General features: G+C 54.9%; 9 protein-coding genes, 2 tRNA genes and 1 rRNA gene. 10 read left to right on the top strand and 2 right to left on the bottom strand.

The features are described from left to right. Positions 1-90: 90 nt before the first annotated feature. The 7 genes from rrf (at position 91) to yjfF (ending at position 5,328) form a co-directional block, all read left to right on the top strand. Positions 91-206: ribosomal RNA gene (gene rrf, locus OCH02_RS19125) — 5S ribosomal RNA — on the top strand. Positions 207-301: 95 nt separating this feature from the next. Next, positions 302-378, top strand: a tRNA-Asp gene (locus tag OCH02_RS19120). Between the two features lie 53 nt (positions 379-431). Then, positions 432-507, top strand: a tRNA-Trp gene (locus OCH02_RS19115). Positions 508-825: 318 nt separating this feature from the next. Continuing rightward, the gene (gene ytfQ, locus OCH02_RS19110; RefSeq protein ID WP_012147442.1) at positions 826-1,782 is read left to right on the top strand and encodes a galactofuranose ABC transporter, galactofuranose-binding protein YtfQ; all 957 of its coding nucleotides are present in this window, start codon (positions 826-828) and stop codon (positions 1,780-1,782) included. Between the two features lie 23 nt (positions 1,783-1,805). Next, a complete protein-coding gene (gene ytfR / locus OCH02_RS19105; RefSeq protein WP_261432543.1) occupies positions 1,806-3,320 on the top strand; it encodes a galactofuranose ABC transporter, ATP-binding protein YtfR in 1,515 nt (504 codons plus the stop codon). 17 nt (positions 3,321-3,337) lie between these two features. Continuing rightward, positions 3,338-4,339 carry a galactofuranose ABC transporter, ATP-binding protein YtfT gene (gene ytfT, locus OCH02_RS19100; RefSeq protein ID WP_261432542.1) on the top strand — a complete coding sequence of 334 codons (1,002 nt, stop codon included), beginning with the start codon at positions 3,338-3,340 and terminating at the stop codon, positions 4,337-4,339. Then, positions 4,336-5,328 carry a galactofuranose ABC transporter, permease protein YjfF gene (yjfF, locus tag OCH02_RS19095; protein ID WP_012147439.1) on the top strand — a complete coding sequence of 331 codons (993 nt, stop codon included), beginning with the start codon at positions 4,336-4,338 and terminating at the stop codon, positions 5,326-5,328. The genes ytfT and yjfF overlap by 4 nt, the downstream gene beginning before the upstream one ends. Positions 5,329-5,332: 4 nt before the next feature. Here yjfF and hdfR read toward each other — a convergent pair whose 3' ends face one another. After that, positions 5,333-6,160, bottom strand: coding sequence for an HTH-type transcriptional regulator HdfR (gene hdfR / locus OCH02_RS19090; RefSeq protein ID WP_026142584.1), 828 nt, complete (start codon positions 6,158-6,160; stop codon positions 5,333-5,335). A gap of 119 nt (positions 6,161-6,279) precedes the next feature. On the opposite strand from hdfR, the gene OCH02_RS19085 reads away from it, so the two are divergent. After that, the gene (locus OCH02_RS19085; protein ID WP_085119975.1) at positions 6,280-6,618 is read left to right on the top strand and encodes a DUF413 domain-containing protein; all 339 of its coding nucleotides are present in this window, start codon (positions 6,280-6,282) and stop codon (positions 6,616-6,618) included. Between the two features lie 27 nt (positions 6,619-6,645). Here the strand turns inward: OCH02_RS19085 and OCH02_RS19080 are convergent, their stop codons facing one another. Continuing rightward, entirely contained in the window at positions 6,646-8,169 is a 1,524-nt protein-coding gene (locus tag OCH02_RS19080) for a YifB family Mg chelatase-like AAA ATPase (protein WP_261432549.1), read from the bottom strand. A 341-nt stretch (positions 8,170-8,510) separates the two neighbouring features. On the opposite strand from OCH02_RS19080, the gene OCH02_RS19075 reads away from it, so the two are divergent. Together OCH02_RS19075 and ilvL are read left to right on the top strand one after the other, a co-directional pair. Beyond that, positions 8,511-9,743, top strand: coding sequence for an MFS transporter (locus tag OCH02_RS19075; RefSeq protein ID WP_261432541.1), 1,233 nt, complete (start codon positions 8,511-8,513; stop codon positions 9,741-9,743). Positions 9,744-9,876: 133 nt separating this feature from the next. Beyond that, positions 9,877-9,975 (top strand): ilv operon leader peptide, encoded by a 99-nt coding sequence (gene ilvL / locus OCH02_RS19070; RefSeq protein ID WP_015962288.1) that lies wholly within the window; start codon positions 9,877-9,879, stop codon positions 9,973-9,975. The last annotated feature ends 60 nt before the right edge of the window (positions 9,976-10,035 follow it).

Raw genomic sequence — 10,035 nt, 5'->3', positions numbered from 1 at the left:
AAAGTGTTTTGATTTGAGAGATTTTCAGCGAAGTTCCGAGATTGGTTCTGGTGGTCATGAGAATGACGGCCGAGAATGAAACAGAATTTGCCTGGCGGCAATAGCGCGGTGGTCCCACCTGACCCCATGCCGAACTCAGAAGTGAAACGCCGTAGCGCCGATGGTAGTGTGGGGTCTCCCCATGCGAGAGTAGGACACTGCCAGGCATCAATTAAACGTTATCGGCCTTGACACCCGATAATGAGCAGGATCGCCAAGTGCGGTTTTGCAACATCGAAAGATGTAACGTGAAAGAACCGGTGGAGCGGTAGTTCAGTTGGTTAGAATACCTGCCTGTCACGCAGGGGGTCGCGGGTTCGAGCCCCGTCCGTTCCGCCACTTATTTAAATTATGCCTGCTAACTTTAGCAGGCATAATGTTAAGCATGATTTAGGGGCGTAGCTCAGTTGGTAGAGCACCGGTCTCCAAAACCGGGTGTCGCGAGTTCGAGTCTCTCCGCCCCTGCCATATTAGAAACCCTTTGCGAAAGCGAAGGGTTTTTTTGCTTTCAACTTTCCCTAATCTTCGCTATTCCTCTGATAAATTGCCTAAAAACCCTGCCGAAACTGTTCCAAATTTAGACATTTTTAGCTGGATCCATGTACAAAATGGTTGTTCTCCCGTGATGTGATGCCGCTCATTATTCCTGCCTGATTTTCGACTACACCTAATGGGTGTCCGAGTCTTTGGATACCCACTTCACCAGAAAAATATGCAGCATACACAACAACAGTTACCACTGCCTGAGGCCGCCTGATGCCTGGGCAGTGCGGGGAGAACACAAACATGATTAAACGTCTGCTGTTAGCGGCCGCCATCACTGGCGCATTGATAAGTACGGTACAGGCGGCACCGCTGGTCGTCGGTTTTTCTCAGATTGGTTCGGAATCGGGCTGGCGTTCTGCCGAAACCAAGGTGTCGAAACAGGAAGCGGAAAAACGCGGTATTACGTTAAAAATAGCCGATGCGCAGCAAAAACAGGAAAACCAGATCAAAGCGGTCAGATCCTTCATCGCCCAGGGTGTTGATGCCATTTTCATTGCACCGGTAGTCGCAACCGGGTGGACCCCGGTACTGCAAGAGGCCAAAGAGGCCAAGATCCCGGTATTCCTGCTCGACCGGATGATCGAAGTGAACGATCCCTCGTTGTATACCGCAGCCGTGGCGTCCGACAGCGTGCATGAAGGTAAAGTCGCAGGAGAGTGGCTGGTGAAAGAGGTCGCTGGCAAGCCCTGTAACGTGGTGGAACTGCAGGGGACCGTGGGCTCCAGCGTCGCCATTAACCGCAAGAAAGGCTTTGCCGACGGCATAGCCACCGCTGCCAACGTTAAAATCATCCGCTCGCAATCCGGCGACTTTACCCGCAGCAAGGGCAAAGAAGTGATGGAAAGCTTTATCAAGGCCGAGCAAAACGGCAAAAATATTTGTGCGGTGTATGCGCATAACGACGATATGGCGATTGGTGCTATTCAGGCAATCAAAGAGGCGGGTTTAAAACCGGGCTCACAGATCAAAATTGTCTCTATCGACGGTGTTCCTGACATATTCAAAGCGATGATGAATGGTGAAGCTAATGCCACAGTTGAACTGACGCCGAATATGGCTGGCCCGGCGTTCGATGCGTTGTTGGCGATGAAGAAAGATGGCACTCAGCCGCCGAAGTTTATCCAGACTGAATCGAAACTGCTGCAGCCAGATACCGCGAAACAGGAATTCGAGCTGAAGAAAAGTATGGGTTATTAATCCACTTACCGGCGGGACAGAAGATGGACACATCTCAGACCACGTTATTGGCGATTAAGGGATTATCCGTTGAGTTTCCTGGCGTTAAAGCGCTGGAGCAGGTTGATATCACGTTGCAGCGCGGAGAGATCATGGCGTTGCTGGGTGAAAATGGCGCGGGAAAATCCACGTTAATCAAAGCGTTAACCGGGGTCTATCAGCGTTCCGCCGGTGAGATACTGCTGGAGGGGCGTGCGATAGCCCCACAGAGCACCGCACAGGCGCAAGTGCTGGGAATTGGTACGGTTTATCAGGAGGTTAACCTGCTGCCGAACATCTCGGTGGCAGCCAATCTGTTCATTGGTCGAGAGCCAACGCGCTTTGGCCTGGTTGATCAAAAAAAGCTGCTGCGCCAGGCCCAAGAACTTTTATTGGGGTATGGATTACAGTTGGATGTCAGCCAGCCGTTGGGGAATTACTCCATTGCGATCCAGCAGATTATCGCTATCGCGCGGGCGGTCGACCTGTCAGCCAAAGTCCTGATCCTGGATGAGCCAACTGCCAGTCTGGATGCTAAAGAAGTCAGCATGCTGCTGGGGATTCTCAGCCAGCTCCGCACCCGGGGTATGGGGATGATCTTTGTCACCCACTTCCTTGATCAGGTTTACCGCATTTGCGATCGCATCACCGTACTGCGCAACGGTAAGTTAGTGGGCACCAAGGTTACCGCTGATTTACCGCGCCTGGAGTTAGTACAGATGATGCTTGGCCATGCCTTTGACGAATCACTACTCAAACGCGGCGAACACGGGCTAACTGAAGCGCCCTCGCTGGTCGAATTCAGTGGTTACGGGCGGCGTGGCATGGTTGAACCCTTTGATCTGCAAATACGTCCGGGCGAGATAGTTGGCCTGGCCGGCCTGCTGGGATCGGGGCGCACGGAAACGGCTCAGCTGATATTCGGCATCAAACCTTGTGATAGCGGTAATGCCAAAGTCGAGGGCCGTACGGTGAATATCCGCACGCCACGCAAAGCTGCCAGTCTCGGTTTCGGCTATTGCCCTGAAGACCGTAAAACCGACGGGATTGTCGGCGCTGCAACGGTGCGGGAAAACATTATTCTGGCTCTGCAGGCGCAACGCGGCTGGTTAAAACCGTTATCGCTGCGGGAACAAACCCGCATTGCCGAGAGTTATATCCAGCTGATGGGCATCCGCACTCCGGGGCCGGAACAGCAGATCCAATATCTGTCCGGTGGCAATCAGCAGAAAGTGTTGCTGTCCCGCTGGTTGGCGACCAAACCGCGTTTTTTGATCCTGGATGAACCAACACGCGGAATAGACGTTGGCGCACATGCTGAAATCATTCGTTTAATTGAAAAACTCTGTGATGAAGGGCTGGCGCTGCTGGTGATTTCTTCCGAACTGGAAGAGCTGGCGGGTTATGCCGATCGTATCTTGGTGCTACGCGACAGGAAGCACGTGGCGCAGCTTGAACATGACGCCATTACGGTGCCTGCAATCATGCAGGCGATTGCCGCGCAACAGGGGGTTGAATGAACCTCAGGAGTTTTTCCATGTCCGGTGGGCCACGCAAGGTCAGATGGGTGTTCCCCGCTGGGGCAACGCAACTGGGGGCGCTGGCGGTGATTTTGCTGATCGACAGCCTGGTCGCCCCGAATTTCTTTTCCATCCACATTCAGGACGGCCGACTGTTTGGTAGCGTGATCGACATCGTTAACCGTGGCGCGCCGGTAGCGTTATTGGCATTGGGTATGACGTTAGTGATCGCCACCGGGGGTATCGACCTTTCCGTGGGGGCGGTGATGGCGATAGCCGGTGCCACGGCTGCAACCTTGACCAGTGCCGGTTATCCGCTGGGGTACGTGCTGGCCGCTGCTTTGACGGCCGGAGCGCTGTGTGGCCTGTGGAACGGCTTTCTGGTGGCGGTACTGCAGATACAACCGATTGTCGCCACGCTGATGCTGATGGTGGCCGGTCGTGGCATTGCACAACTGATCACCGAAGGACAAATCGTCACCTTTGAACGAGAAGGGCTGGCGTGGCTCGGTAGCGGCGCACTGATGTATTTGCCGCTGCCGGCGATCATTGCCGCAGTGATGCTGCTGTTGATCTGGCTGCTGACGCGTAAAACGGCGCTGGGGCTGTTTATCGAAGCTGTGGGCATCAATCTGCGCTCGGCCCGCAATGCGGGGGTCAGTACGCGCTGGGTGGTGATGGCGGCATATGTGATCTGCGGGCTCTGTGCAGCGGTGGCCGGGATCATAGTCACGGCGGATATCCGGGGTGCAGACGCCAACAATGCCGGGCTATGGCTGGAGTTGGATGCGATCCTGGCGGTGGTGATTGGCGGTGGTTCATTGCTGGGGGGGCGTTTTAACCTGCTGCTGTCGGTGGTGGGGGCATTGATTATTCAGGGGATGAATACCGGTATTCTGCTCTCCGGCTATCGGCCGGAGTTTAATCTGGTACTGAAAGCGATCGTGGTGCTGGCGGTGCTGATGGTGCAATCACCCAGCGTTTCGTTGCGTCAACTGCTTAGGAGAAAAAGGCCATGATCAAGCGTAATCTGCCACTGTTGATGACCGTCCTGGTGTTCCTCTTGGGCTATGGTTTTTGTCTTACTCAGTTCCCCAGCTTTGCCTCAACGCGGGTGTGGTGTGACTTGCTGACCGACAACGCCTTTCTTGGCATCGTCGCGGTAGGCATGACGTTTGTGATCCTTTCCGGCGGTATTGATCTGTCGGTCGGCTCGGTGATCGCCTTTACCGGGGTGCTATTGGCCAAATTGATTGGAACCTACGGTATTGCCCCTGGTTATGCGTTTGTTATTGCGCTGCTGATGGGGGCGTCATTTGGCGCACTGATGGGCTGGATCATCGATGTGTTGAAGCTACCGGCGTTTATCATCACGTTGGCCGGCATGTTCTTCGTGCGTGGCATGAGTTTTATCGTCTCGGAAGAGTCGATCCCCATCGATCACCCTTTGTACGCGACGCTGGCGAACTACGCCTGGAAACTGCCGGGCGGCGGCCGTTTCACGCTGTTGGCGTTGGTAATGTTAATGGTGGTGGCGGTCGGCATAGTGTTGGCGCACCGCACCCGATTTGGTCACAACGTCTACGCCATCGGCGGTAATCGGGTGTCTGCGGCGCTGATGGGGGTACCCGTGCAACGGACCACGGTGCTGATTTATATGCTCTCAGGCACGCTGGCTGCGTTGTCCGGGATTATTTTCTCGTTATATACCTCAGCGGGCTACGCGCTGGCGGCCAGCGGGGTCGAGCTGGATGCCATTGCTGCGGTAGTGATTGGTGGCACCTTGTTGACCGGTGGAGTCGGCACCGTATTAGGCACGCTGTTTGGCGTGCTGATCCAGGGGCTGATTCAGAGTTACATCACTTTCGACGGCACACTCAGCTCCTGGTGGACCAAAATTGTCATCGGCATTCTGTTGTTCGGCTTTATCGGCCTTCAGAAGGCGATGAGCGCGTTTTGGCTCGGTAGACGAACCAAACCCCGGCATCCTCGCTTAACGCCGTTATAATGCCTCATGCCGTAGTATTTAAAGGTATTTTCAACAGTTGCCGGATCAGCGGCTGTTGATCGCTATTTTGCAGCCAAACGGCGTACAGCGGGCGGATTATCGGCGGGATGTCGGCAATGGCGGCCAACTGCGGGTAGTCCTTCTCCCATTGGCTGGGCAGGAAGGCGCAACCGCCCGTGGTTTCCAGCAGTTGTCGGGTCAGGTGGGCGGAGGTTGTGGTGAGTACCGGCAAGTTATCCCCCTCCAGCATACGGCTCTCCTGCTGATGAAAATCCGCCCCCCATTCCAGCTTGATATACGGCATTGGCGCATGTTTATCACGCAGGGTGGAGGAGAACAGCCGCAGCGAGAAATTGCCCAATAGCTGGCTGGCCAATTCATCCATCTTTGGCGGTTCGGTGGTGATGAGCAAATCGAGCTGTCTTTCATGCAGCTGTTTTACCAAAGAGTGCCGTAACGCCACCCTGGCTTCCAGCTGTAACGCTTCGCGTTGTTGATACAACGATTGCAGCCACGGGGTCAGATAAGCTTCCCACAATGACGCGGTGGCACCGATGGACAATTCAGTGTGTTGCAGCGAACGCACCACCTCTTTTTTCGCCAATTGCCAGGTCGTCATCAGGCTCTCAGCATAGGGCAGAAGCCGCTCCCCTGCTGGTGTCAGACGGATATTGTTACGATGTCGGGTGAATAAATTCGCGCCCAATTGGGTTTCTAACTGGCGGATACGGAAACTAACGGCAGACTGCGTTAAGTACAAGGATTCTGCGGCTCGGCCAAAGTGACGCGTTCTACTGACCTCCAAAAAGGTTTTCAGTAATTCGGTATCCACACCCATCTCCAGAAATTTTTATCGTTAAGATTTAAATGTTTTGTTTTACACAATGTCAAGCCTATCTAATACTCCGCGCCATAAACAGCACGGCCATGAGAGAATTAGGAGCGTGTCAGATGGCGGATAGCTTCACCACGACCAATCGTTTTTTTGATAATAAACATTATCCTCGCGGGTTCTCCCGTCACGGCGATTTCACCATTAAAGAAGCGCAATTGCTAGAGCGTTTCGGGTATGCGTTCAATGAGCTGGACGCGGGCAAACGTCAGCCGGTCACTGAAGAAGAACAGTTGTTCGTCGCAGTGTGCCATGGTGAGCGTGAGCCGGTTACCGAGCAGGAAAAAGTATGGGCTAAATATCTGGTGCGCACACGTCGCCCGAAAAAATTCCATACCCTGTCCGGCGGCAAGCCGCAGGCTGACGCGGTGGAAGATTACACCGACAGCGACGATTGATAACGATGGGGCCTTTGGGCCCCATTTTTATTCCAGACTGCGGTGCAGTTGCAGCAACAGGCGATCCATACTGCGATAGCCAAGCGCTTCGCTCAAATGGCGTTTATCAATATCCCGATCTCCCGCCAAATCCGCCAGTGTGCGAGCCACTTTTAAAATCCGTTGCCAGGCGCGAACCGATAACCCCAATCGATTTAACGTGGTCTCAAGAAAATCTGCGTCCGCCTCGCTCAATGCGCAATCTCGCTCTACCTCGTGATTATTCAGCAGGGCGTTGATCTTCCCTGAACGGTTAAGCTGCCTTTCGCGTGCCAGCAGCACCCGCTTGCGTACCTGGGTACTACTTTCACTGGCGATGCGTCGTTTGCTCAGCACGCCCGGCGGCAGCAGGGGCACCTCAATCGATAAATCGAAGCGATCGAGAAACGGCCCTGAAAGCCGGCCGAGATAGCGCAGGATTTGTTGTGGGGACGCGCGGTTATGCATGCCCTGATAATGCCCGGTGGGGCTGGGGTTCATGGCGGCGATCAGCTGCACTCTGGCCGGAAAGCAGACCTTGGCCATAGCGCGTGAAATGACTATTTCGCCGGACTCCAGGGGTTCACGCAGGGCATCCAGCACTCGCCTTTCGAATTCGGGCAACTCATCAAGAAACAGCACGCCGTTGTGCGCCATGGAAATTTCACCCGGCCGCGGCAGCGAGCCGCCGCCAACCAGCGCGGCCATCGAGGCGCTGTGATGCGGTGCGCGAAACGGCCGCTGTCGCCATGGCAGCGCTTGCGCAGGGTGATGCAGCAGGCTGGCGACGCTGATGCTTTCCAGTGCCTCTTTGTCGGTCAGCGGGGGCAGCAGGCTATTTAAACGGCTGGCCAGCATGGTTTTCCCGGTTCCCGGTGGGCCGACCAGCAGCAGGTTGTGGCCCCCGGCCGCGGCGATCTCCAGCGCCCGTTTAGCCTGCTCCTGGCCCAGGATATCTTGCAGGTCGGCAGGTTCCTGCGTGATATCCGTTGCCGGCGGCGCGCTGGCTATCGGTAAGTCCCCTTTACCCAGCAGAAAGGCGCACACCTCCAGCAGGTGTTCTGCCACCAGGGTTTCGCTCTGGGTAATCAACCCCACCTCCCGGCCATTGGTGGCAGCCAGAATCAACTGCCTGCCCGCTTCCATTGCGGCCAGCGCGGCGGGTATCGCGCTACTGACTCCCCGTAGTGCGCCGGATAGCGCCAACTCCCCAAGGAATTCATAACGAGCCAGTTTATCGGCCGGTAACTGTTCGGAGGCGGCGAGGATCGCCAAAGCGATCGGCAGGTCGTAACGCCCACCTTCCTTGGGCAAATCGGCCGGTGCCAGATTGACGGTGATACGCCGCGCGGGAAAGGTGAAGCCATTATTGATCAATGCGCTACGTACCCGATCGCGGGCTTCTTTCACCGTGGTTTCTGGCAGGCCGACCATGGTCAGACCGGGTAGCCCGTTGCTGATATGCACTTCCACCGTAACCGAAGGGGCCTGAACCCCCAGCGTGGCACGGGTATAGATAATCGCCAGTGACATATTGCTCTCCTTGCTGTAGGCAACATGATGCGACAAAGGCCCTGCCATGGCACGGTAACCTTGGAGAATTTGCGTGGGAAATCGTAATTAAAATAATGAATTTCATAGGGATAACGAATTTTTGTGCAGCACTGCGCAAGTGGCGGCAATACCCCTTAACAATTACGTGAATGCTGCAACAAATTAGCAAGCTAACCAAGTTGCAGTGAGAGGGTTAATGGGTGTATTTAACAATTGAGCAAAATAAAAATCACTTTGTTAACAAACTCCGACCGCCGTCGCCTTCCGCTGCGGCAGCCGCTAAACCTCATCACCTCGTATTCCAGAGTAGGGATAACACTATGTTTGGTTGGACTCCGCTGCAACGCAATGCAGCCATCGCCAGCTTTTCAAGCTGGACGCTTGATGCTTTCGATTTCTTCGTGCTGGTCTTTCTGCTCAGCGATATTGCGCAATCTTTCCATGTCGGCATGGAGGAGGTCACGCTGGCTATCTTGCTGACGCTGGCGGTGCGACCTATTGGCGCACTGATCTTCGGCCGGGCGGCGGAAAAGTATGGCCGCAAACCGATTTTGATGCTGAATATCGTGTTTTTCTCGATCTTTGAACTGTTGTCCGCAGCGGCGCCGTCGTTGACGGTATTCCTGTTACTGCGGGTGCTGTACGGCGTGGCGATGGGGGGGATCTGGGGCGTAGCCTCGTCGCTGGCGCTGGAGACCATTCCGGATCGCTCGCGTGGCCTTATGTCGGGGATTTTCCAGGCCGGTTATCCCTTTGGTTATCTGTTGGCGGCGGTGGTGTACGGCCTGCTGTTTGAGGTGGTTGGCTGGCGAGGTATGTTCGTGATCGGTGCGGCGCCGATTTTGCTGCTGCCGTTTATTTACTACTGCGTGCAGGAATCGCCGGTATGGCTGGCGGCACGTGAACGCAAGGAAAGCAGTGCCCTGCTGCCGGTATTGAAAAGTCACTGGAAGCTGTGCGGCTATCTGGTGTTACTGATGGCGGCATTCAATTTTTTCTCGCACGGCACCCAGGATATGTACCCGGTATTTTTAAAAGTTCAGCACGGTTTCGATCCTAAAACCGTCAGTATCATCGCCATTAGCTACAACATCGCTTCAATCATTGGCGGCGTTTTCTTTGGTTCGCTGTCGGAAAAAATCGGCCGCCGTAAGGCCATTATCATTGCCGCGTTATTGGCATTGCCGGTGATCCCACTGTGGGCATTTTCCAGCGGCTCACTGATGTTGGGGATTGGCGCCTTCCTGATGCAGTTCATGGTGCAGGGGGCCTGGGGCGTGATACCGACTTATCTCACCGAACTGGTGCCGGCCAATACCCGTGCGGTGCTGCCAGGGTTTGTTTACCAGTTGGGCAACCTGATTGCTTCGGTCAACGCCACGCTGCAGGCGACCATTGCCGAACATCATGGCCATAATTATGGCCTGGCGATGGCGATTATCGCCGGCACGGTGGCGATCGTCATTGCGCTACTGGTGTTCCTGGGCAAGGACACACACGGCAAGGCGATTTCGGGTGAAGCTAAATCTCCGGGCGTGCAGGCTAACGTTTGAAATCCGGGCATTTTGCACGAGGTATGACCAGGTTGCGCCGAATAATAACGCAAAAAAAGTGTTGTCATGCCGCGCGGGACTATGGTACCTCTGTAGGCATTAGTTCGAAACGAGCACAGTGAACAAACCTATTATGAAAGCCTTTGCCCAAGTGATTAGCCTAGTCGTGATTAGCGTGGTGGTGATTATTATCCCACCGTGCGGGGCTGCACTTGGACGAAGAATGGCTTAGAAAACAAGCCGGAATCGCAAGAGAACCCCCGCACCGAAAGGTCCGGGGGTTTTTTATTGG

The organism is Serratia quinivorans, assembly GCF_946227985.1.
GTDB classification, from domain to species: domain Bacteria; phylum Pseudomonadota; class Gammaproteobacteria; order Enterobacterales; family Enterobacteriaceae; genus Serratia; species Serratia quinivorans_A.
Note: the sequence above shows the minus strand (reverse complement) of the source record. Positions and strands in the feature narration are given on the sequence as shown.